General features: G+C 65.7%; 19 protein-coding genes and 2 CRISPR repeat arrays. Of the genes, 11 read left to right on the top strand and 8 right to left on the bottom strand.

Features of this window, described 5'->3' with window-relative positions:
* From cas2 to A0O31_RS11145, 4 genes are all read right to left on the bottom strand, one after another.
* Nucleotides 1-273, bottom strand: coding sequence for a CRISPR-associated endonuclease Cas2 (cas2, locus tag A0O31_RS11130; protein ID WP_071678022.1), 273 nt, complete (start codon nt 271-273; stop codon nt 1-3).
* Nucleotides 274-292: 19 nt separating this feature from the next.
* Nucleotides 293-853: direct repeats of the CRISPR family, unit length 36 nt; unit sequence GTATCAATCCCCTTACGGGGAAGCATCTCTTGCAAC.
* Between the two features lie 345 nt (nt 854-1,198).
* Entirely contained in the window at nt 1,199-2,146 is a 948-nt protein-coding gene (gene cas1 / locus A0O31_RS11135) for a CRISPR-associated endonuclease Cas1 (RefSeq protein WP_071678023.1), read from the bottom strand.
* Entirely contained in the window at nt 2,146-3,351 is a 1,206-nt protein-coding gene (locus A0O31_RS11140) for a TIGR02710 family CRISPR-associated CARF protein (protein ID WP_071678024.1), read from the bottom strand. Before A0O31_RS11140 ends, cas1 begins: the two co-directional genes overlap by 1 nt.
* A 588-nt stretch (nt 3,352-3,939) precedes the next feature.
* Complete coding sequence (locus A0O31_RS11145) at nt 3,940-5,307, bottom strand: replication initiator protein A (protein ID WP_071678264.1); 1,368 nt, start codon at nt 5,305-5,307, stop codon at nt 3,940-3,942.
* A 47-nt stretch (nt 5,308-5,354) separates the two neighbouring features.
* On the opposite strand from A0O31_RS11145, the gene A0O31_RS13650 reads away from it, so the two are divergent.
* The 8 genes from A0O31_RS13650 to cmr6 all read left to right on the top strand — a co-directional run bounded on the left by A0O31_RS13650 (nt 5,355) and on the right by cmr6 (nt 14,106).
* Nucleotides 5,355-7,184: a hypothetical protein gene (locus A0O31_RS13650; protein WP_476756174.1), complete on the top strand. Its 1,830-nt coding sequence runs from the start codon at nt 5,355-5,357 to the stop codon at nt 7,182-7,184.
* An 81-nt stretch (nt 7,185-7,265) separates the two neighbouring features.
* Nucleotides 7,266-7,514 carry a hypothetical protein gene (locus tag A0O31_RS12925; RefSeq protein ID WP_162493680.1) on the top strand — a complete coding sequence of 83 codons (249 nt, stop codon included), beginning with the start codon at nt 7,266-7,268 and terminating at the stop codon, nt 7,512-7,514.
* A gap of 265 nt (nt 7,515-7,779) precedes the next feature.
* A complete protein-coding gene (gene cas10 / locus A0O31_RS11160) occupies nt 7,780-9,531 on the top strand; it encodes a type III-B CRISPR-associated protein Cas10/Cmr2 (protein WP_071678026.1) in 1,752 nt (583 codons plus the stop codon).
* Nucleotides 9,521-10,618 carry a type III-B CRISPR module-associated protein Cmr3 gene (locus A0O31_RS11165; protein ID WP_071678027.1) on the top strand — a complete coding sequence of 366 codons (1,098 nt, stop codon included), beginning with the start codon at nt 9,521-9,523 and terminating at the stop codon, nt 10,616-10,618. The genes cas10 and A0O31_RS11165 overlap by 11 nt, the downstream gene beginning before the upstream one ends.
* A complete protein-coding gene (gene cmr1 / locus A0O31_RS11170) occupies nt 10,615-11,847 on the top strand; it encodes a type III-B CRISPR module RAMP protein Cmr1 (RefSeq protein ID WP_071678265.1) in 1,233 nt (410 codons plus the stop codon). Before A0O31_RS11165 ends, cmr1 begins: the two co-directional genes overlap by 4 nt.
* Nucleotides 11,848-11,857: 10 nt before the next feature.
* Nucleotides 11,858-12,718 carry a type III-B CRISPR module RAMP protein Cmr4 gene (cmr4, locus tag A0O31_RS11175; protein WP_071678028.1) on the top strand — a complete coding sequence of 287 codons (861 nt, stop codon included), beginning with the start codon at nt 11,858-11,860 and terminating at the stop codon, nt 12,716-12,718.
* Nucleotides 12,719-12,721: 3 nt separating this feature from the next.
* On the top strand, nt 12,722-13,066 hold the full coding sequence (locus A0O31_RS11180; RefSeq protein ID WP_071678029.1) for a type III-B CRISPR module-associated protein Cmr5: 345 nt from the start codon (nt 12,722-12,724) through the stop codon (nt 13,064-13,066).
* A gap of 2 nt (nt 13,067-13,068) precedes the next feature.
* Nucleotides 13,069-14,106, top strand: a complete 1,038-nt coding sequence (gene cmr6, locus A0O31_RS11185) for a type III-B CRISPR module RAMP protein Cmr6 (RefSeq protein WP_071678030.1) — start codon at nt 13,069-13,071, stop codon at nt 14,104-14,106.
* Nucleotides 14,107-14,194: 88 nt separating this feature from the next.
* Nucleotides 14,195-14,909: a CRISPR direct-repeat array (repeat unit 30 nt; unit sequence GTTTCAAACCCTCATAGGTACGGTACGAAC).
* 185 nt (nt 14,910-15,094) lie between these two features.
* On the opposite strand, the gene cas1b is transcribed toward cmr6, so the two are convergent.
* Genes cas1b through A0O31_RS11205 form a run of 4 tightly spaced genes read right to left on the bottom strand, consistent with a single transcriptional unit; the run spans nt 15,095 to nt 18,816 of the window.
* Nucleotides 15,095-16,078, bottom strand: a complete 984-nt coding sequence (gene cas1b / locus A0O31_RS11190; RefSeq protein ID WP_071678031.1) for a type I-B CRISPR-associated endonuclease Cas1b — start codon at nt 16,076-16,078, stop codon at nt 15,095-15,097.
* Nucleotides 16,071-16,598, bottom strand: coding sequence for a CRISPR-associated protein Cas4 (gene cas4, locus A0O31_RS11195; RefSeq protein ID WP_071678032.1), 528 nt, complete (start codon nt 16,596-16,598; stop codon nt 16,071-16,073). Before cas4 ends, cas1b begins: the two co-directional genes overlap by 8 nt.
* Nucleotides 16,574-18,160 carry a CRISPR-associated helicase/endonuclease Cas3 gene (locus A0O31_RS11200; protein ID WP_071678033.1) on the bottom strand — a complete coding sequence of 529 codons (1,587 nt, stop codon included), beginning with the start codon at nt 18,158-18,160 and terminating at the stop codon, nt 16,574-16,576. Before A0O31_RS11200 ends, cas4 begins: the two co-directional genes overlap by 25 nt.
* Nucleotides 18,094-18,816: a CRISPR-associated endonuclease Cas3'' gene (locus A0O31_RS11205; protein ID WP_071678034.1), complete on the bottom strand. Its 723-nt coding sequence runs from the start codon at nt 18,814-18,816 to the stop codon at nt 18,094-18,096. Before A0O31_RS11205 ends, A0O31_RS11200 begins: the two co-directional genes overlap by 67 nt.
* 44 nt (nt 18,817-18,860) lie before the next feature.
* On the opposite strand from A0O31_RS11205, the gene cas6 reads away from it, so the two are divergent.
* The 3 genes from cas6 to cas7b are packed head-to-tail and all read left to right on the top strand — an operon-like array spanning nt 18,861 to nt 22,430.
* Entirely contained in the window at nt 18,861-19,580 is a 720-nt protein-coding gene (gene cas6, locus A0O31_RS11210; RefSeq protein ID WP_071678035.1) for a CRISPR-associated endoribonuclease Cas6, read from the top strand.
* Nucleotides 19,577-21,481: a TM1802 family CRISPR-associated protein gene (locus A0O31_RS11215; RefSeq protein ID WP_071678036.1), complete on the top strand. Its 1,905-nt coding sequence runs from the start codon at nt 19,577-19,579 to the stop codon at nt 21,479-21,481. The genes cas6 and A0O31_RS11215 overlap by 4 nt, the downstream gene beginning before the upstream one ends.
* Nucleotides 21,468-22,430: a type I-B CRISPR-associated protein Cas7/Csh2 gene (gene cas7b, locus A0O31_RS11220; RefSeq protein WP_071678037.1), complete on the top strand. Its 963-nt coding sequence runs from the start codon at nt 21,468-21,470 to the stop codon at nt 22,428-22,430. The genes A0O31_RS11215 and cas7b overlap by 14 nt, the downstream gene beginning before the upstream one ends.
* The last annotated feature ends 7 nt before the right edge of the window (nt 22,431-22,437 follow it).

The following is a 22,437-nucleotide window of genomic DNA, read 5'->3' on the forward strand; positions in this document are numbered from 1 at the left end:
TCAAACCACCGCATAAGCCTCGTCCCGCACCACGGGGCCTACCCCCAGGACCTGCACCTCCCCCTGTACCGGGTAAATCCGCAGTGCGTCCTGGGATAGGTCCAGGACCTTTCGTGCCCTGGTCTTAAGGTCGGACAGGAGACTGTCGTCCAAGTAGCACTCAAACACGGAAAGTTGGACCCTTTCCCCATAGCTTTTCAAGAGATTCGCCAATTTCACCCGGCGCGTGTCGTCAGGGATGTCGTAGGCAATGGCATAGAGGCGCTTGGGCATAGAATCAAGAATACAACAAAACGCAATCCCCTTACGGGGAAGCATCTCTTGCAACATGGTGGTTGGCAAAAAGACATATCAGGGTTCTATAGCCGTATCAATCCCCTTACGGGGAAGCATCTCTTGCAACCGGTTTTGGCGGTTAGGCGTTCTAGTTGGGAAGAGCTGTATCAATCCCCTTACGGGGAAGCATCTCTTGCAACGGGTCCTGTTCGCTAGCGGTATCGGTTTGCTTATGGTTGGTATCAATCCCCTTACGGGGAAGCATCTCTTGCAACAAGTGATAGACGCCTTCCTACAAGGAAAGATGGGTGAAAAGAGTATCAATCCCCTTACGGGGAAGCATCTCTTGCAACTAGCTTTTTGGAAAAAGGTGGATTTACCATCCTGGACAGTATCAATCCCCTTACGGGGAAGCATCTCTTGCAACATAGCAAAAGCGGGGCGGCTTCTATCGCCCTTTCGGTGTATCAATCCCCTTACGGGGAAGCATCTCTTGCAACTCGTTCCCGGAACCCCCTTGGGCGGGCGAAAGACGGCGGGGGTATCAATCCCCTTACGGGGAAGCATCTCTTGCAACGGCAACCCCTTAGGAATAGCGTCCTGGAGGGCACGCTTTGGAGGGGGTTTTCTGAGAAAGATGAAGTCTGGAATATGCACACGCCGTATAAGGGCCATTTTTGGAGGTTTATGCCGTTAGGAAGGCGCATGGGAAAGGGGCGATGAGAAGGCAAAAGCGCATAAAGCCCTTCTGCAAGGGGAAAACTGCTTGTCAAGATGCCCCCCGGCGGGTGCCGGTACCCCCATTCTAGCACTTCACCGTAACGCTTGACGCGGTCCAAAAAAGGTGGAAGAAGGCCCTCCAAGGGCTAGCTATACCATGAGAAAGCGAAAAACGTGCGCTTTCCATCGTGTCAAGTACCCTCTAGCTTCGGAGGTAGAAGGGGGTGTACGTTCCCCGCCCCAAGATGGCCCCCTTAAGCCGGCTTGCCTGGACCTCTATGAGGTCGGCGTAGCTCTTGCGGAAGCCTAAGGGGTGGGTAGCCTCCTCCAGAAACCGCTCCTCCAAAAGCCCCAGGAGGACCCTCCGCCCTTCGGAGTTCAGGTAGACCCCGCCCTCCCGCGCTTCCCCATGAGCGGGTGTGAGAAGGCCTTGGCGAAAGGCGCGAAGCACCACGTGGTCCACCACCGGCACCCTGAACTCCTCCATCAAGTCCAGAGCTAGGGCTGGGCTCCGGCGGCCCTCCGCATGGAGATACCCCACCTCAGGATGCAACCCTGCCAAGCGCACCGCCAACTGGACCCGGGCCAGGAGCACGGCGTACCCGTACGAGAGGGCGGCGTTCACCGGGTCCTGTGGGGGCCTCCGGGTGCGCCCTCGTAGCCCATAAGCCCCTAAAAGCCTCTCTAGCCCGGCAAAGTAGACCCGTGTAGCCTGGCCCTCCGCCCCCAACAGGGCCTCTTTGGAAGCCGCTTCCGCCACGTCTTCCAAGACCGCAGCCAGCCTGTCCGCCTCTTCAAGTCCGTACCGTTTCAAAAGCGCCCTGGCCGAGCGGAGCTTGCCTGTGACGAAGGCCCGGGCCAGAGGCAACGGCGAGGCGGCGAACTGTGCCCGAAGGTGGGTGGGGTCTGGCTCGGGGAAGGCCCCCGCCACGCCGTGGAGAAACCCCTCCAGGCTCAGAAAAAGGATGGGCACCCCCTGGCGTAGGAGGAAGACCAGGGCAGGGGTAGAAAGCCGCACGTTGCCCCACACCGCCACCCGCCGCACCTTGCGGGCCGGGAAGTCCGCAAGCACAAGGCCGCCCTCTTCCAGGACAAGCCGCCCCTCCCGAAGGCGCAAGGTGGTCCCTTGCTGGGCGAGGTGCAGGGTCATCAGAACCTGGGCCAGGGAGGTAAGGGGGTAAGCCTGGGGTCTAGGGACGAGAGGAACTCCAAGAGGCGCCGGTAATCCTCCTCGCCCACGGGCTTTGTGCCGTGGGCCAGGATGCTCTCGTGCCGCCGGTTCAGAAGGGCCTGGAGGCGGTTTTTCTCCCCAAAGAGCCGTTGCGTCAGGGTTCCCTGCTGGCCGAAGGCGAGATCCAGCTCAAAACCCGCTTCCAGGAGCTCCATGAGGCCCCTAGGCCGCAGGATGCGGTCCCGCAAGGAAGGGGGAAACCCCTGGGGCCAGGTCCTTGGGTCCTTAAGGAGAAACCCCAAACGCTCGTGCACGTCCGCCTCCACCGCCAGCTCCAAGGCGCGGTAAAGCCGGGCCAAGGCGTCATCGTAGCGGCCCAGGGCTGCCCGGCGTTCGGCGTTGGCCAAAAGGTCCTGAAGGAGGGGAAAGGTGGGCCTGCCCTCCGCCTCCACAATGGCCCTCAAGTGGGGAAGGAGGCTTTCCAACCCCTTTAAGACCCGTACCTTCGCCCCATGCCCCCAGGCCTCGGCCACCGCCAGGGCCACGGGCAAGCTAGGGGAGAGGTGGCCCCAGGCCTGGGCGTGGCGGAAGCGGTCCCACTCCATAAGCCCCAGGACCACCTCCCTTAGGGCGCTATAAAAGCGCGTTTCCGAAGGGCTCAAGGGGCGTTGCAGGAGCGCCTCCAGCTCGGTGAGGGCCATGCCCAGGTTCAGGGCGTTCCAAGCCCGGGTGAAACCCGCCCACTCCCTCAGGCCCAAACGGGCTGTGGGGTCCTCCAGGAGGCGCACCCGCTCCGCCCCCGGTAAGACCCGGCCCGTCTCCCGGTCCCGCCTCTCCCCGCCCACGTAGCTGAAGACCACCCCCCGCCCCGTGAGGGCCAAGACAAGCCCCGCCGCCATGGGCTTGGTGCCCCCCGTGAGGTCGGCCACGATGGCCGTGGCCTCCCACTCCAGGGCCTTGGCCAAAGCCTTGAGAGCCACCTGGTAGGCCTTTAGGAGGCTTTCCGTATCCTCCACGAGGAGGGTGTGGTGCCGGAAAGACCCCCCGTAGTCCCGCACCAGCTCCGCCGCCACGGGGTGGGAGTCCTGGCTTGCCAGGAAGACCACCCCCTCCGGGGCGTGGTGGGCCAAGGCCTCCTCCAGGGGCGCCCGGGTGGTACCCACCGTAAGGATGAGGACCCGCATGGGTCCATTATCCCAAGACCACGGGGCGATGCCGCATGGAACCTATTCCCAGGGGGAAGACAAGCCCCAAACCTTTCCCTCCCCGCTTTTTGTCTACATTCCACGATAGCCCCGGAACGGGGGCTTCGTGCGCCGTTATATAAACCTACTCCAATCAGGCCGGCGCTGATGTTGTTCTCTTTAAAAGTCTGGAAAAAAATAACTATTGATTTATTGATGATCAACAACAGGGGCGGGGGGTGGCGGGGCGAAAACCCCCTCCAGCACGCAAGTGGGGGTCCAAAACTCCCCAAGTCTTCCGATAGAACTCCCCAAGTCTTCCGATACCAACTCCCCAAGTCTTCCGATAGTGCACCCCCCAAACTCCCCAAGTCTTCCGATAGCAATTCCCCAAGTCTTCCGATACCAACTCCCCAAGTCTTCCGATAGTTCACCCCGCCAAACTCCCCAAGTCTTCCGATACCGGGCGGGGCAAACTCCCCAAGTCTTCCGATACCCGGGCGATGCGGGAATTGGGCCTTAGGTAGGGGAAAAGGGCGGGGTTTGGCCCCCCGCCGCCTCGCCAACTCCCCAAGTCTTCCGATACCTCTATTTGTCCAGCCCCATCCGGAAACTTTGGACCCATTCCTCCAAAGTCCCCTGGGCTGCCGCTTCCTTGAGCTCCTCCACCACCCGCTTGGGCTCCAGAACCCCCGTCTCCATCAGGCGGGTGAGGTCCTCGAGGTCGCCCACGGAAAGCCGGGAGCGGAGGAGGAGCTGGGCCACCTGGAGGGCCCGGCGCACCTGGGCCTCCTTGGGCATGCTCTGCCACTCCCGCTCCGCTTCTTCCTCTATCCGGCGCGCCTCCTCTTCCTCCACCTTGGCCTGGACCCTGCGGGTGCTCGGGGGAAGGGCTCGAGCGTACTTGCCGCTTTCGTCGCGGATCACGTCCACCAGGAAGCCCTGCTTGTTCTTGGGCTTGTACCCGGAGGCCAGGATGCTCCGGTACCGTTCCAGGCGGTCTTTGATGTGGGCTAGGGAATAGCGGCGGGCCAAGGAGTAGGCGCTGGTGAAGGAGAGGCCTTCCGCCATGAGGAGCTCCACCGCCTCCATGTCGGGGACGCCGCCCGCCTCCTCGCCGAAGACGTAGACGATGGTCTGGTTCTGGCCCCGGCCGATGTATTCCACGGACTGGAGGTAGCGCCGCTCCATCAGCTCTTCGTGGGCGGGCTCGAGGGTCCGCCGCACCTTGTCGGGGCGCTTGTGGACGATCTTGCAGGCGGCGGCCCACTCCATGAGGTTCACCTCAAACCGGGTGAGGGGGGTTGGGTTTTCGGGGGAGAAGCGCTGGGCGTCCAGAAGCCGGTAGAGGGCCCGGCTCAAGGGGCGGCGGAGGCTCGCCATGAACTCAATGTCAATGGGCTTCACGTAGTTTTGCTTCAGGGAGCGCACGATCTCCTTGGCCAGGGTGATGCGGAGGACGCTTGCCCGGTCCAGCTTGCCCTCCGCCGAGGAGGTGTACTCCAGCTTTTCTATGTAGCGGAAGGTGACGCTCTGCCACCGCCCATCCGCCCGCCAGGCCTCCGAGAGGACGTAGGTGGCGGTGGTGAGGCGCATGAGGCTCTCCTTGAGGGCCTGGTAGTAGTAGCCCGAGGTGTCCAGGCCCATGAGCTTCAGGATCTGGTAGGGGGTGGCGGTGAAGGTCCCGTCCTCGGGGCTTCCAGCGTTGAAGTAGAGGGCGATAAGGGCGAGGGAAACCTCGTTGTCCAGGCCGTGGGGCACGCCGCCCACCTTCTCGCTGGCGTAGCAGGCGAGCTTCACCGGCTTGCCCAGAAACTCAAACTCCTCCTCCCAGGAGGCGTACCCTTCCGGAATCCGTTCCTGGATGGAGATAAGCCCCAGGCGGGCCACGTTGGCCTCGTCCAGGTGTTGCGCCCGGGCCAGGACCTCCTTCTTGGAAGGGCGGCTTGCGGCCATGTTCCGGTTCATTCTACCGGAGGGCAGGGTTATGGTATAAGGCTTCCATGCTTCAGGAGCACGAAGGGTGGAAGCAGGTACAAGCGGCGTGGGCCCAGTACAAGGAGGCCGTGGCGGCGGGGGGAAACCCCCAGGCCCTGTACCAGGAGATGGTCTGGCCGCACCTTCTGGCCCTTTGGCGGGTGGCGCCCCCGGTCGTTCCGGAGCGGATGCCCTTTCGCGCCTCCCTCCACACCTTGGGCACGAGCCCCGAGGCCACGGCCTTGGCCATCCTGGGCACGGGGGCGCGGGAGGTCTACGTCCTCCACACCGAGGAAAGCCGCCGCTTCCTGGAACGCCTGCGCCAGGATACGGGGGTGGACATCTACCCCATAGAGATTGGCAAGAGCGACGTGGCCGCCATCTACCGGGAGGTGCGGAGGCTTTTGGAGCGCTACCCGGAAGACCCCGTGGCCCTGGACGTGACGAGCGGCACCAAGGCCATGAGCGCTGGGCTTGCGGCGGCGGGGTTTTTCTTCCGTCGCTTCTTCCCCGAGGTCAAGGTGGTCTACGTGGACAACGAGGACTACGACGTGGCCCTGCGACGGCCCCGGGCGGGCTCGGAGCGGCTTATCGTCCTGCCCGATCCCCACGAGGTGGGGGGAGAGGTGGACTGGCTCTTCGCCTCCGAGCTCTATGGAAAGGAGGACTTCGTGGGGGCGGCCGCCTACTTCCAGCGTCTCGTGGGGAATACGGGCAACCAGGCCTATACCCTTTACGGCATGCTTGCCGAGCTGTACCGGGCCTGGCGGGCCCTGGACTTTAAAGAGGCGGCCAGGAAGGCGGAAAGCCTCCTGGAGGCCCTAAGCAGGAACGTGTGGCTCCAACACCCCCTAAACCGGCACTTCCAGCGCCTAAGGCGCCAGGCGGAGCTTCTCCAGGCGGCGCGGGATCTGTTGGTCACCGCTGACCTGGGCAACCGGCAAGGGGTGCTGGCGGTGGCGGCCACCCTCCTTTACCTGAGCGAGCGGTACGGGAAGCGGGGCCAGACCACCCTGGCGGCCCTCCACGCCTACCGGGCCCTGGAGCTTCTCCTGCAGGAGCGGCTTAGGCGGTTTGGCCGCCTTGCCGAGGCTCCCGGGCTTTCCCCCGAGGAGGCGGAGGCTTTGGCGGCGGAGCTAGGGCGCATCCTCCCCGGGGACGAGCCCCCGAGGGTCCGGGAAAGGCTTGGGCTTCTTGAGGTCTTGGCCTTCCTGCGGGTGTTGGGGGACCCCTTCTCGCCTCCCTGGAGGTCCGGGCCCTTCAGGGCCTTGCGGGGGTGCTCAAGGCGAGGAACCAGGCCCTTCTCGTCCACGGCCTCCAGGTGCCCACGGAGAAGCAGGTGGAGCAGGTGGCGGCCCTGGCCCGGAGGCTCCTACAGGACCTGCAGGGGGAGGTGGGGGTCCAGCCGGACCTCGAGGCCATCCCCCTTCCCCGGTGAGCCGTGGCGGTCTACGTTTCCCTTCTGGGCAACGAGCCTGGCCCCGCCTACATGGGGCTCAAGTTCGTGCGGAGCCGGGCGGGGGAGGTGGAGGAGGCGGTCTTCTACGCCGAAAGGCCCTGGCCGGGCTACGAGCGAAAGCGGGAGGCCCTTTTTGGGCTCCTGGAGGAAGAGGGAATCCGGTACCGGGTGGTGGAGGCGGAGGCCTTGGAGGGGGATGCGGCGGGGCCAGGGGGGGAGGTCTGGGTCAACCTCACCGGGGGCTCCAAGCTCCTTGCCCTCCGCTCCCTTCGGCGTTGGCAGGGGACGGGGGCGAAGGTCTTCCTCCTGGACGCCTACCGGGACCTCGAGGCCCCCCGGGCCCTCTTCCTCCTCCCGGAGGAGGGGGAGGAGGTGCTGGCGGGGGATGCGGCCCTGACGCTAGCAGACTATTGCCGCCTCTACCTGCAGCCAGAGGGGGAGGAGACGGCGCCCGCAGAACCCCCAAGGGGCGGAGGCCGTGCGCCTTCCCGGGCGCCAGGGAGGCATCTTTGCGTACTGGGGCCGGCCTTGCCCGAGCCCGGGTGAGGACCTTGGCTACCTGGCGGCGGTGGGCTTCCTCGAGGCGGGCAAGCTCCCCCTTAACGTAGGCGACCCGGAGCTCCTCCCTCGCCAGGGCCGCCCGGAGGGCTCCTTCCGGGTAGCGCCCTTCCGTCCGAAGCTTTTCCAGATGGGCCAGCACGCCCTGGTACTCCTCCAAGGCCTTTAGGAGAGGGGCCTTGCGTTGGGAAAGGCGTTCCTCTAGAACCACAAGCGGCCTTCCCACCCGTTCCTTGAGGGCGAGGAGCGCCGCCTTCGCCTCTTCGGGGCTTTTCTTCCGGAAGAACATGGCCGCCAACAGTTTTACAGAGCGCCACGGAAATGGTGGTGACGTGTGACCATGGGGGTTGTATACACGTTGCCGTGCACCTGCCCCACCTCCCCCTTGGGGAAGGGGTATACTTCCCCTTCAAAGAAGGGGAGGCCAGTGCGGTATGGAATATCTCCTCGCCATCGCCTTGGGGCCGGTGCAGGAATTTATCGCCACTGCCCGGCGCACCCGGGACCTCTATGCGGGAAGCCGCCTGCTTTCGGAGGCGGCGGGGGCGGCGGCTTCCGCCTTGGTGGGGGAGGTGAAGCCCCAAGGGCTCATCTTCCCCGCACCGGAAAGCCAGGAGGACCTGAAAGTCTTGGGAAAGGCCGGCATCCCCAACGTCCTCCTGGTGAGGGTTCCGCCCGGTAAGGACCCCGCTTCGCTGGGAGAAAAGGCCCTGGAGGCGGCGCGGGACCACCTGCGGCGGCGGGCCGAGGCGGTCTTTTCCAAGGAACCCTTGCGGCGCCGCGTGAAGCAGGAGGTGGCCCTGGCCCAGGTGGAGGACCTCCTGGAAGGCTATTACGCCTACGTTCCCCTAGAGGGCGGCTACCGCCAGGCGCGGGAGCGGGTGATGGCCCTCCTGGCGGCCCGCAAGAACACCCGGGACTTCGCCCCCGTCGCTTGGGGTGGGCCGGAGTACAAGAGCTCCTTGGACGGGGCCCGGGAGAGCGTCTTGGTGGGGCTGGAAGACGCCCTACGCCTGCGCTTGGGCCTTCGGGAAGGGGAGTACCTTTCGGGGCCCGACCTCCTGAAGCGCGGGTGGGGTTCGGAAACGGGGTTTGTGAGCACCCTCCACATGGCGGCCATGCCCTTCTTGGAGGGGGTCCGCCGGGCGGGGAAGGAGGAGGTGCTCCGCCAGGGGCTGCGGGAGCTCGCCGGGCTGGCAGGGGAGGGGGCGAGGGCGAGGGTGGACCATCCGGCCCTTCGGGACACCCCCTTCCGGGACTGGGACGTGCGGCTCCTCTACGAGAGCCGCTTGGAGGAGTTCCCCGACCTCGCCGGGAGCAGGGAGCGCCTCGAGGCCGCCCAAAGGCGCCTGCGGGCCCTCCTCCAGGAGCTTGGCGTGGGCACCCCTTTCCCCTACTACGCCCTCCTCCACGCCGACGGGGACCGGATGGGGGAGGCCATAAACTGCCAGGAAACCCCCGAGGCGCACCGGGCGCTTTCCCGCAAGCTGGCCTTGGAGTTCGCCCAGGAGGTGGGGCCCTTGGTGGAGGGCCGAGGGGGTGGGCTCGTCTATTCCGGTGGGGACGACGTCTTGGCCCTCCTTCCCCTCCACAACGCTCTCAGGGCGGCCTGGGCCTTGGCGGAGCGGTTTCGCCAGGTTATGGCGGCGTTTGGCGCCCCCGGCTCGGCCCCAAGCCTCTCCGTGGGCCTGGCGGTGGTGCACCAGTTGGAGCCCTTGCAGGATGCCTTGGAACTGGTGCGGCGGGCGGAAAAGCTGGCCAAGGAGGGCTGGAAGGGGGAGGCGAAGCGGAACGCCCTGGGTGTCGTCTATAGCCCCCGCTCGGGGGCGGAGGTCTGGGCTCGAGGCCGCTGGGACGAGACGCCCCGCCTGACCCAGCGCCTCCTGCGCTACGCCGACCTCCTGCGGGCCGGGGAGGTGCCCTCCAGGGCCGCCTACGAGCTCCGGCAACTGGTGCAGGAGGCCAAGGGCTTCCTTAGCGACGAGGCCCTGGTGGCGGAGGCCCTGCGCCTCCTGGGGCGGAAGGAGATGCGCCCCCAGTACCGCGAGGAGCTTAAAAGCTGGCTCCGCACGGGCCGGGATGTGGAGCGCTTGGCCACCGAGCTCATCCTGGCTCGCCCCTTCGCCGAGGCCATGGAGCTTGCTGGCCTACCCGTGGAAAGCCGGGAGGTGTGGGATGCTCATTGAACCCAGGGACCCCCTTATCGTCCGCGATGGCCGCCCCTTCACCAATAGTCCCGGGGCGCGGGCGCGAAGCCTTCCCTTCCCCGTACCCCAGACCTTGGCCGGGGCCTACCGCGCCCGCCGGGGCCTAGTGGAGGGGCTCACCTTTCCCCAGGACGCTCCCAAGGTGCGGGCTTGGGGTATCCGGGGCCCCCTCCTCGCCGAGGAGGTGGGAGGGAGGTGGCGGCTCCTCGTGCCCCGCCCCTTGGACGCGCTAAGGCTTGGGGAAAGGGTCTACCCTTTGAGGCCTTTGGAGGTGCCGGAGGGGGTGGGGTGCAACCTACCCCAAGGCCTCGTCCCCGTGGGCCTGGAAAGCCCTGGGCTTAAGGAAAAGCCCGGAAGCCTTCCCGCCTTCTGGTATTGGGAAAGCTTCCTGGAATGGCTTCTGCAGGATGCCCCGGGGGGCTTCGCGCCCGAGGGGCATGACGGCCCCACCCCGGAGGTGCGCACCCACGTGAGCCTCGAGGCCTCGGGCACGGCCAAGGAGGGGGCGCTTTTCCAGACCTCGGGGCTGGAGTTCGTGCGCCGGGAGGGGGAGGCTTACCGGCGCCTCGCCCTGGCCCTTTGGCCCGAGGACGGCCAGGAAGTGGAGGGGGTTCATCCCCTGGGCGGGGAGAGGCGGCTGGCCTACTGGCACAAAGGAGGCCCTTCCCTTCCCCCCTTGCCTGAGGCCCTATTGGGGGCGCTTCTTCAGGAAAGGGCCGCCCGGGTGGTCCTCCTCACCCCTGGCTTCTTCCGGGGGGCTTACCTGCCGGAAGGCGGGGCCTTCTTTGGGGCCCAGGTGGTGGGGGCGGTGGTGGGCCGCCCCCTGGTGGTGTCCGGCTTTGACCTGGAAAAGAGGAGGCCCAAGCCCACCCGCCGGGCGGTGCCCGCGGGGAGCGTCTACTTCGTCCGCCTGCCCACGGGATGGGGGGAAGGGGAGGTGCGGGCCTTCGCCGAACGGGTGTGGATGCAGAACCTTTCCGAGGAAGAGCAGGACCGCAAGGATGGGTACGGGTTAGCGGCCCTTGGGGCGTGGTCGGGGAGGAGCTTGCGCTGGGAGGGAGCATGAAGGCGTTTCGCCCGGAGTTTGGGCCCAGGCGGCGGGTGGAGGGTGGGAACCTCCTTCGGCGGGATGGGGTGCCCGTCCTGGTGTGGGAGCGCACCTATAGCCTCCTTACCCCCCTCTTTGGCGGCGGGGTGGAGCCTAGGGAGGCCGATCCCATCACCGTGGTGCGGGCCACGGAGGTGCGGGGCCAGCTCCGCTTCTGGTGGCGGGCCCTGAGGGGGTGGCAGGCGAAGGGGAAGCTAGAGGAGCTTTGGCGGCTGGAATCCCTTCTTTTCGGGTGCGCTGGGGAGGGAGGAGCTTCGCCCCTATCCCTGGAGGTGGAGGCGCTGGAGCGGGGAGAGGAGGTCTACCCCTTTGAGGACCGCCCTGGAAGGGGCTTCCCGCAACCTAGGCCCGAGGTGGCCCACCCCTACCTGGCCTTTCCCCTCCGTCGGACGAAAGAGGACCCCCGCAACTATCCCGTCCGCCAAGGGGTTCGCTTCCGCCTTCGCCTCCGCTTTCCCGAAAGGCTTGAGGGCATCAACCTCGCCGAGGAGCTGGAGGCCGCCCTGTGGGCCTGGGAAACCTTTGGGGGGATTGGGGCGAGGACCAGGAGGGGCTTCGGCGCCCTGGTGCGGGAAGGGGCGGAGCTTCCTACGGAGGAGGCGATCCGACAAGGGCTCAGGCAATATAGCCGCACGGAGGGGTGGCCCGAGGGGGTGCCCCACCTCACGCCGGAAAGCCTCCTGCGGGTGGTGCCCAGGTCCTGGCGTGAGGTGGCCGAGGCGTACCAGAGCTTCCGCCAAAGGCGGAAGCCGGGGGGAGGGGGAAGGCCAGGGCGGTCCCTTTGGCCCGAGCCCGACGCCGTGCGCCGCCGGGTGAAGGGGTGGAGCCCCGGCCACGAGCCCCGCCATCCCGTGGACAAGTTTCCCCGGGGGCAGTTCGGCCTTCCCATCATCTTCCATTTCAAGGACAAGGGCGATCCGCCGGATACCACCCTGAAGCCCGCCCTCGAGGGCACCGACCGGCGGGCAAGCCCCCTTCTCATCCGCCCCCTGGCCCAGAACCGCACGGTGGTGGCCGTGTTGGAGGGGCGTAGGGTACCCCCCGGCGGTGTGGTCCTCGCCGGCGGGAAAGGGGCGGCCACCCAGGTGCCCGTGGACGTGACCCTGACGCCCGCGGAAGCGGAAAAAATCCCCCCTCTAGCGGGGGAGACGGACCCCATACGGGCCTTTGTGAAGACGCTCAAGTGAGGTGAGAGGGATGACCGAGACGGGACTCTTTTTCGTCCACGCCCTATCCCCCCTGCATGCGGGGACGGGGCAAGGAATCGGCGCCATAGACCTGCCCATCGCCCGGGAGAAGGCCACGGGCATCCCCTACCTTCCGGGAAGCTCCCTGAAAGGCGTGCTCCGGGACCGGGCCCGCGGGAAGGGTTGGGATGCGGACACCCTTGCCGCCGTCTTCGGCCCAGAGACGGAAGGCGCCGCGGAGCATGCGGGGGCGGTTCAGGTGGGGGATGCCAAGCTGCTTCTCCTCCCGGTGCGGAGCGTTTACGGGGTGTTCGCCCACGTGACAAGCCCCTACCTCCTGGAGCGCTTCCGCAGGGAGGCCCTCCTGGCGGGGCTTACTCCTCCTGAGGCGGTGGCGACTCCGGAGCGGGAAAGCGTGGGGGTGGCCCCGGGGTCTAAGCTCGTGGACGCCAAGCTGAACGGGGTTTACTTGGAAGATCTGGACCTAAAGCCTAGGGAAGATCCGGCCCTTGGGGTTTGGGAGGAATGGCTTGCGGCCTTGACCGAGGCGCCGGTCCGGGGGCGGCTAGCCGTGGTGCACGACGATCTCATGGCCTTTCTGTTGGAGACCGCCACGGAGGTGGTGGCCCGCATCCGCCTGGACGACGAGACCAAAACCGTGGCCCGGGGCGCCCTTTGGTACGAGGAAAGCCTGCCGGCGGAAAGCGTCTTGTATAGCCTGGTTCGGGCGGAAAACTCCCATCGGAAGCAAAAGCCCCTGTCGGCGGGCGAAGTGCACTCCCTCTTCAACGGGCTCTTGGACGGCGCCCTACAGCTTGGCGGCAAGGCCACGGTGGGCCGGGGGCTTTGCCGGGTGCGTGCGGGGAGGTAGCCCGTGAGGACCCGTTCGCAGGAGTGGGCCCAGAAGGCATACGAGAGGGTTAGGCTTCGGGCGGGGGACGAGGGAGCTGGGGAGTACAAGGACATGGCCTTGAAGTTCCCCGTTCTGGTGCGCCAGGCGGGTTTGGCCCAGGCCTTGGCCTTCGTCCAGTCCCGGGGGAAGGGGCCCCACCGCCTTTTCGCTGAGGACCTGGCCCAGGTTCTGGGCTATGAGGGGCTTTCCCGCCTCGTGGAAGAGGCGCATGGGGCGGAGCTCCTCGCCTACATGCGCCTAACGCGCGAGGTGCTCCAGGCGGCGGAGTGGTTCAAGCGCTTTGCTCAGGCCCTGGTGGAGGACTAGCCGTGAGCCGGAGGGATTGCCTAAAGGGCGTGGCCTCTGTCCCGGGTAGGACCCATGCCGGCTTGTGGCTGGACAAGTACCTTACGGACACGAGCCGGGAGGACACGGAGGCCAAGTGGGGACTCGTCCGGGAGGTGGCGGGGCTTGGAGAGCCCCAGGAGTACAAGGCCTTTTTCCAGCGGTATCGTGAGGCCCTGCAGGAATTGGGGGCCGAGATGCGCGAGGCCCGTACCCGGGGCCGGCTGGCGGTGGGCCTGGGTGGGGAAGGGGTGGTGGAAACCACCTTCACCCTGCACCGGGTGTATGGCGTGCCGTATATTCCGGGTTCGGCCCTCAAGGGGCTTGCGAGCCGCTATGCCCACCTCTACCTGGAAGGGGACCCATGGCGGCGGGACCTGGGCCGCTTCTCCCGGGGGGAGGCGCAGGCGGGGCTTTTCGGAACCACGGAGGAGCAGGGCGCCGTGGTCTTTTTTGACGCCCTGCCCATACCGGGCGCTTGGCGGCTTCACCCGGACATCCTGAACCCCCACCACCGCGCGTACTACAGCCAGGAGGGGAAGCCCCCCGCGGACTGGGATAGCCCTGTGCCCGTGCCCTTCTTGAGCGCCACGGGGCGTTTCTTGGTGGCCCTGGCCCCGGCGCCAGGGGTGGGCCTCGAGGCCGCCCAGCCTTGGCTTAACGCTGCCTGGCAAATCCTCTCCTGGGCCCTTGCCGAGGAAGGGGTGGGGGCAAAGACCTCCTCCGGTTATGGTCGGCTGGACCTGGAGGGTCCTGAGCCGCCCCAAGAGGCGGATGCCAAGTCTCTGCGGCCTGAGTACGAGGCCCTGCGCGTGCGCCTTCAGGCCACTTCCTACCGTGAACTGGAGGCCTTCCTACGGCGAGAAGCACCAACTATCCTGGCCCTTTCGCCGGAGGAGGTGGCCCTATTCAAGGGAGCGTTGGAATCTAAGGGCTTTCTGAAGAACCGCCAGGATTGGAAGGAATGGGCTAAGCGCAACCCGGATTTGCGACTGGTTTTGGAAAAGCTCGGACTCGGGTAAGCCCTCCCTTTTTCTGACCGGGCTTGAGGGTGAGGCGTAAGTACCGCCGACTGTAGGCGTTACGTTTTCCTCGGCGGTTTTAGGAAAACGTTCAAACCCTCATAGGTACGGTACGAACGTTGAGGTGATCGACGAAGAAGGCGATGTCTATGTGGAGTTTCAAACCCTCATAGGTACGGTACGAACACTAGTACCAGTTTCCCGCCGAAGATAGTTATAGAAGGTTTCAAACGCTCATAGGTACGGTACGAACCCGGTTTCCTTATGCCACGCTAGCTTTCCCACATGAACATGTTTCAAACCCTCATAGGTACGGTACGAACGCCGATTTCCATGCCAAGGACATTGAAGGTTTGGTGTCGTTTCAAACCCTCATAGGTACGGTACGAACACGCTCATCCAAAACGGGGCAGGACGCGCCCAGTAAACGTTTCAAACCCTCATAGGTACGGTACGAACGGGGCCACTCCATGAGGGCGGGCGCGGGGAAAATGGCGGTTTCAAACCCTCATAGGTACGGTACGAACTCCTCACCCGCAAGTAGTGGTAGACGTTTTCGCGAAGTTTCAAACCCTCATAGGTACGGTACGAACACCCTGGACTATCTCGGGGAAAAAGAAGGGTACCACTTCCTTCGTTTCAAACCCTCATAGGTACGGTACGAACCTAGGGTCTTCACCCTCTACGAGCTGGTGGACTTCTTCCTGTTTCAAACCCTCATAGGTACGGTACGAACGGAGTTGCCTTCCCCGCCGCCTTCGTGGCTGAGCCATGTTTCAAACCCTCATAGGTACGGTACGAACAGCCACAACATCGTCAGGAACGCGAGGCGCTCATGAAGCTCTAATCTTAGTTTTCAAGAACCACTACGGCCGAGGTGGGAAAGTTTGGCCGTCTGAGGTCAGACTAGCAGGGTGGGGGGTAGTGCGTCAACCCCCCCGGGTTTTGGGGGGGATTGGGGGTTGGCGCAATCTTGGACTAAGTCCAATTATCGTAGCCGATAAGGAGTATAGGATTGCTCTCCGATAAGGTGCTTTTCTAGCTTGTAGAGCTCTAGCCGTATGGTGGTCCGGTAGGATACAGAACGCTTGAGGACGAGGTGCCTGTAGGTGGTCTGGAGAGTTTTTTCCCATTCCTCCACCACCAACCTGCGGCCCGCCTCGGAGAGGAATACCCCGTTCCCCTCCCGTAGGAAATGTCCGATTTTGAGCTGGTCCCGGCGTATGAGGCGGAAGATTAGGCGGTCCACCAGGGCCGGCTTAAACACCTCGGCCACGTCCAGGTTTAGGGAGTGGCGCCGGTAGTTGGCTTCGTGCAAGAAGCCGATCCGGGGGTCCAGGTGCGTTTGGTAAATCTGCGCCAAGATGGCGGTGTAAAGGAGGGAATTGGTAAAGCTCAAAAGGGCGTTGATGGGGTCCCGTGGCGGGCGGCGGCTTCGGGCCAGGGCCCACCTTTCCCCGAGAAGCTCGTCCCATACCCCGTAATAGGCCTCGCGGGCCCGACCTTCCAGGGCCATGAGCTCCCCCACGGTACGCGCCTCCCCCACCTGGGCGGACAGGTTCTCCAATAAGGCGAGGGTGCTCTCCACCCCTTTGCCTTTGGCCTCCTCCTTGCACAGGAGCCGCCGGATGTTTTCCAGCCCCCCCTCCACGAAGCGGCGGGCTAAAGCCAGGCGGCGTTCCGGGTCCAGGTAGTGTTCCGCCTGCTTGAGGGTGAGGTAGCCGCTCAAAAGGTGCTCCCGGGGGTAAAAGGAGCCGGCGTAATAGCCATAACGGTTGAAGAAGTGGAGAAGAACCCCTTTTTGTGCGCAGAACTCCAGGAAGCGCTTGTTCAGATCCACTTCGCCGAAGAGGTAGAGCTCGGAAACTTGTTCCACGGGTAGGTGCCGCTTGCGCTCCTCCGTTTCCAAGATGATGGTGTTGGACATCCGGCTGAGCCTTCCGGAGGAAAAAACATAGACGGGCTTAGGCATCGTCTTCCTCCCCGATGAAACAGAACTCGTAGTATGCGCAGGTGGGGCAAGGAGGGATGCGCTTTGGGGGTGGGGGGATGGGGCTACGGAGGAGCTCCAAGAGCGCCTTTTCGGCGGCCCGCACCTTGGCCTCCAGGTCGGGGGTGAGGGCCACCCGCTCCACCCGGCGCTCCTCGGGGTAGCGCAGCTCGCCCATGGCCGGAATGCCCTCCTCCTTGAGCCGCACAAGGTAGTAGCCCAGCTGGAGGAGGTGGGCTTCCCGGTAGCCGGAACTCCGTTTGACCTCGGCCACCACCAGCGTTCCCTCCGGGCCGTGGGCCACCAGGTCCAAGCGCATCCCGGGCAGGGTGATTTCCTTTCGCCCCTCGGGGTAGGCGGTTTCCTGGAGGAGGCGGCCCAGGGCCAGGAGTTCGTGATCGGGATAGGGCTCTAGCCCGTGCCCCATCAGCCAGGCTTCCCGAGGGCAGACGCCGAAGTACCAGAAAAGGGTGCCCGTCAGAGGAACTGTTCCATTTCCCACTTGAAGCCCACCTCCTCGTCGTAGAAGTCCCCTAAAGCCTCCCGGGGCACGTGCCGCCACTCCTCCCGGCCCAAGAGGGGTGGCGGGAGGTTCTTTAGGGCGCGGCGGAGGAGAGGGGAAACGGTGTAGGCCTGAAGCCTGGGGAAGAGGAGGCGGAGGCTTTTTCGCCTCTCCTGGGGGTCCCGGAGGGCCAGGGCTTCCTCGAGGGCCCCAAGGAGGCGGGTCGCCTCCTCATCCCACTCCACGAAGATGGGCAGGCTGGGTGCCTCGTCCAGGAGGTCCAGCCCGAAGCGGTCGTAATCCAAAACCTCTAGCCGCTTGAGGAGGGTTCTTCCCTCCTCCTGGCTGATGCCCTCTTCCACCAGGCGGTAGTACTCCTGCAAAAGGGGGTAGGCGTCCCGGTCCCAGACGCCCTGGTCCAAAAGGGGGGCCAGGATCCTCCGGGTGCGGTCAAGGAGAATGGTCCCATAGACCCATTTCCCCGAGTCCCCCTCCAGGTCCAACACCCAAAGCTTCCCCTCCTCCTGTTGGGCGTTGCGGTTCACCCGTCCCGCCGTCTGCAGGAGGCTTTCCATGGGCGCCAGGGCCCGGTAGCCCTCCGGGAAGTCCAGGTCCACCCCCGCCTCCACCACCTGGGTGGCCACCAGCGTGATGGGCCTTCCATCGGCCAGGGCCTTCTGGATCTGCCTCAGCCGGGCCTTCCGGTGCAGGGGGATGAGGTGGCTGGTGAGGAGGAAGAGCCCTTCCAGCCTCCCCTGGAGGAGCCGGTAGAGCGCCACCGCCTCCCGCACGGTGTTGAGCACCACCAGGCGGCTCCTTGGGCCTTCCTGGAGGAAGCGCTCGGCGAGGGCCTCGAGGGTCCGCTCCTCCCCCCAAACCAGGCGTACCCGCCTGGGGTAGCCCGGCAGGGGCGGGGCCAACTCCTTTCCCTTGACGAGGCCGGGCTGGGTGGCGGTCATGCTCACCACGGTCACCCGGCCCGGCAGGGCCTCCAGAAGGGCCCGAAGGAGGGGCCAGAGCTCCGCCCGCAGGGTTTGCACCTCATCCAGGATGAGGATGGCCCCCCCCGCCAAGGCGTGGAGGGGTCGTAGGTTGCTTCCCGGGCCCGTCAGGGCAGCGAAGACCTGGTGGAAGGTGGTCACCACCACGTCCCGGTCCCACGTCTCTTGGAGGAGAAGGGCCTCCTCCACGGCCCTGTCCTCCTGGAGCCGGGCGAGGGCTTGGTGGTGGTGGACGAGGAGATGGGCCTCGGGGTCCAGGCCCGCCTCCCGCAGGACCTCCCTGGCCACCTCCTCCACCTGGTCGGCGATGGCGATGTAGGGCAGGGCGTAGACCACCTTGGGCCGGAAGCCCCACCTTTGCCAGACCCGCTCCCTCAAGGTTAGGGCGAAGCGGAAGGCGGCCAGGGTTTTCCCCGCCCCCGTGGGGGCGCTTAGGGTGAGGCGGGCGGGGAAGAGGTCGCTTAGGGGCCCCATTGCGGCCCGGGCCACCCCTGCTAGGAGGGCGTGGCGGAAGGGGGAGAGGGGCGAGGGGTGGCGCCTTTTGGCGAGGTAGCGGGCCACCGCCCCTGGGGGATGGGCATGGGGGAGGGAGGGGAAGGGCGCTGCCCCGCAAGCCTACGGTCGGCGTCCAGGAGGGCGGAATAGAGGAGGGCGAGGCGGTAGTGGAGTTCCACGCCCCCCCCTTCCCATAGCAGCCGGTTGGCCTCCCGGGCCAAGGCCTCGGCCACCCTCCAAGCCTCCCTCTGGAGGAAGGGCCCGGGGTCGGGGAGGTCCAGCCCCTTCACCAGTTCGGCGAAGGCCGGCGTGTGCAGGGCCTTGAGTTGTTCGGGGAGCACCCTCCAGGCGTCCCTTCGCCCCCGGGGCGTTTGTACCCCATTGGGGGGTGGTACCCGCTCCCAGGGGCTTCGTAGCCGCCCGTGGTGCTCCAGGATGGCGAGGAAGAGGGGAAGTGCCAGCTCCCCAAGGGCCCACTTCTCGGCCACCCAGGCGGCGAACAGGGCCCCGGGAAGGGCGTGCCAGGTGAGGGGGTCCCCTTTAGGGCGTTTTCCCTGGAGCATCTCCTGGAAGTAGGGGGTGGCCTTGCCGAGGTCATGGGCCAGGCCCGCAAGCCGCCCCGCCTTCCCAAGGCCCAGGGGCTCTAGGTGCCCCTCCGCCAAGGCCGCCACGCCCAGGAGGTGTTCCTGGAGGGGTTCTTCAGGACGGGCGAGAAGTTCCATGCCCTTGATTCTAGAATAGACCCAGTGCTAGACTGGCAGCAAGGATGTCCACGGGCGGCAGGTTGAAGCTCCGATTTTTTGCCCAAGGCCGCCTCCCCGTGACCTATCGGGAAGGCTTGCAGGCCGCCATCTACGGCGCCTTGCCCCCACCCTTAGGGCCCAAGCTCCACGACGAGGGCTTGCTGGGGAGGGAAAGGCCCCTGAAGCTCTTCGTGTATAGCCGCATCCTGGGCCTGGACTATGTGCCGGAGGAAAAAGGCTTCCGTGCCTCGGGGGAGCTTACCCTCTACTTCGCCTCGGCCCTGGAGGAGGTGGTCCAGGCCTTTGGCGAGGGTATCTGGGCCAAGGGGGGCCTCGAGGTCCATGGCCTCTTCCTGAGGCTCATCGGCCTAGAGGTGGAGCCCATCGCGCCCCAAAGCCCCGTAACGGTGGAGGCCCTCGCCCCCATCACCGTCTACCGGACGGAGGGGAAGCGGACCCTCTTCTTCAACCCCCTCAACCGGGAGTTCTCCCTCCTCTTGGAGGCCAACCTCAACCGGAAGGCGGAGGCCCTGGGCCTGGAGAAGGGGAGCCTGAGGGTCCAACCCCTTGGCTTCCACCCCCGACGCAAGCGCTTGGAGCGCTACAAAGGGACCTGGGTGGAGGGCTGGATGGGCTGCTACCGTTTGGAAGGGGATGCCCACCTCCTGCGCCTGGCCCTGGTCTCGGGCCTGGGCTCCAAGAACAGCCAGGGCTTCGGTTTCGTGCGGGAGGTGGGAGGATGATCCGGCAACTTCTCCACCTGGGCCTAGGGCAGGAGGGGGATTTCCTGGAGAGCCTGGCGAGGGAGGAGAAGGGCCGCCTTTACGTCTTGGACTGCCATCCTGAGGAGGGGGTGGCCTACCTGGTTCCCCACGAGCTGGACGGGGAGAAGTGCCGCCGGTTCCTGTGGGTGGGGGACCCCCCAGCGAGCAACGCCCCCCGGGACCGGGCGACCACTTCGGGCCTCCACTACCTCCTGGGCCAGGCGGTCACCCAGATGGCGGAGGATTCCCTCCTGCAGGAGGTCCTAAGGCCCCTCCTTTGCGAGCTGGGCGGGCCGGGGGACAGGGTGCGCTTCGTGCTGAACCTCAGCGCCCTGCGCCTAGAGGGCGCCCAGGATGCGGAGGTGGGCCCCTTCCGGGTGCAGGGGGGTCGCCTCCAAGCGGACTGCGAGGCCCTACGGCGCCTTGTGAAGGAGGGGACGGGCGCCGAGGGCCCGGGGGGCAAGCGGGCGAAGACGCTGGCGGATTTGGTGGAGAAGCTAGCCGAAACCCTCCTGAAGGCCTGGGGGGTGGAAAAGCCCAGGGAAGGGCGCCTCCTCTTCACCCTGGCCCTCAACGGGAAGCCCCTCGTGGACCTTCCCGCCTACCGCCAATACCTTTCCCAGCGTTTGGTGGGGCGTTACTTCAAGGATGCGGAGCCTGGGTGTTGCCACGGGTGCGGTACGGAGGGAAAGGTGGTGGGGGACTTCGCCGGCTTCCGCCTCAAGTTCTACATCACGGACAAGAAGAGCTTCGCCCCAGGGCTACTGGAGAAGGCCTTTCCCAAGGCTTATGGCCTGTGCGAGGACTGCTTCCGAGCCCTCCTTGTGGGGGAAAACTTCGTCCTTAACAAGCTCCTCCTGCGCTTCCTGGAAAGCGACGCCCTGGTCCTGCCCGAGGCCGAGCTTAACCGGGAAGGCCTCCAGCGCATGGTGGATGTGCTCCTCGCCGAGGTGCGGGGGCTGGAGCGGGTCGGCGCTTGGAAGGAGTTCCTGGAGCGGGCCTCCTTGGCGTGGAAGGAGGTGGGCTACCTAGGGTTTTCCCTCCTCTTCTTCCGGCGCACCAACGCCGCCACCAAGGCGGAGGAGCTGGTGCTGGAGGTACCTCCCTCCCGGGTGGAAGCCCTCTTTAGGGCCCTGGGGGAGGCGGGCGATGGCGGGTTTCCCGTGGAGGGGTTGCGGGACTGGCTCTACCTCCTGCCCCTTAGCCGAAGGGAGGGCCGGGTGGAGGCCGGGCCCGCCCTCAAGGTGGCTTCCCGCATCTTCATGGGGCTTCCCCTGGCGCCCAGGGACATCCTTCCCCTGTGGCTGAAGGCGGCGGAACGGGCCTACCGCGAAGACGCCTCCTTCTTTGGGATTGACCGGTACCGGGGCCCCCAGGGGGCCTTGGACCTGGCGGCGTTGGGGGCGGGGTGGGTGTGGGTTTTGCGAAGGTTAGGGATTTGGGGAGGCTATATGGAAGGCAAGCCGTTACCTTTGGGTGAAGAGGCGCTCCGGGAGGCCTATGGCTTCGGCCCCCTCGAGGCGGGGCTATACCTCCTGGGGCAGGCCATGGAGGCGGTGGGCCAGGCCCAGGCCAAGCTCTACGAGTACAAAAAGGAGCCCCTTCTGGAGGCCCTGGGTTGGCAGGGCATGAGCTTGGTACGGGTACGCCACCTGGTGCCGGAGGTGATGGCCAAGGCCAGCTACTACCTAAGCGGCAACGAGCTCGCGGCTGTCCTGGATCTCTTGGGCCGGGCCACGGACCTCTTGGAACGGGGAAGGAGCCAGGGCCCCCTTTCGGAGAAGGAGGTGCCCTACTACATCCTCATGGGCTATGCCCAGGCACGGAGCCGCAGGCTTCGGGCGGGGAAAAAGGAGGAGGTGCAGGATGGAGCTGCATAACGGGGAGATTCTCTACCTTTACGACGCCAAGGACACCAACCCCAACGGCGACCCGGATGCGGAAAACCGGCCCCGCATGGACTATGTGGGGAGGAGGCTTCTGGTGAGCGACGTGCGCTTGAAGCGCTACGTCCGCGACTACCTCCTCGCCCAGGGGGAGGATGTCTGGGTAAGGATGCGCGAGGATGGGTCCCGCACCGACGCCGATGGGCGGCTGGATGAGCTCAAGAGTCTCTACGAGAAGGAAACCGGAAAGGCGGTTGGGAAGAAGAAGGAGCTGGACGCTGGCTTTATCGCCTGGTACCTGAGGCGCTTGCGGGACGTGCGCCTCTTTGGCGCGGTGCTGCCCATCAAGGCGGAGGAGGGTGAGGCCAAGGGAGGCACGGGGCAGTTCGTGGGGCCTGTCCAGCTGGACTGGGGCTACTCCTTGCACCCCGTGGAGGTCTACACCGCCACCATCTCCAGCCAGTTCGCCGGGCGGACCGAAGGGGGCAAGGGGGAGCACGGCACCTTCGGTAAGGACCACCGGGTGTACCACGCCCTTATCGCCTTCTGGGGACGGATTTCAAGGAGGCGGGGCGAGGCGGTGGGCCTTCTGCCCGAGGACCTGGAGGTGCTAGAAAAGGGGCTTCTGGAAGGCCTTTTGGAAGGGGCCACCACCCGGAGCAAGGTGGGGCAGACTCCTAGGCTTTACCTGCGGGTGGACTGGAAGGAGGGGTTCCGGCCCCTTGGGGACCCGCGGGATGGCCTTAAGGTGCGGCCCGTGGAGGGCAAAGCCTTGGAAGGGATCCGGGGGGTTGGGGACTATGTCCTCGAGGCCCACGACCTGAGCAAAAATCTGGGCCGATTCCGGGATAGCATCGCCCGCGTGCGGCTTTGGCGGCACCCCGACCTTCGCCTGGAGGGGCTTGCGCTGGAGGGGCTTCCCGTGGAGGAGGTGAAGTTCTGAGGGTTGT

Source organism: Thermus brockianus (genome assembly GCF_001880325.1).
Lineage (GTDB): Bacteria > Deinococcota > Deinococci > Deinococcales > Thermaceae > Thermus > Thermus brockianus.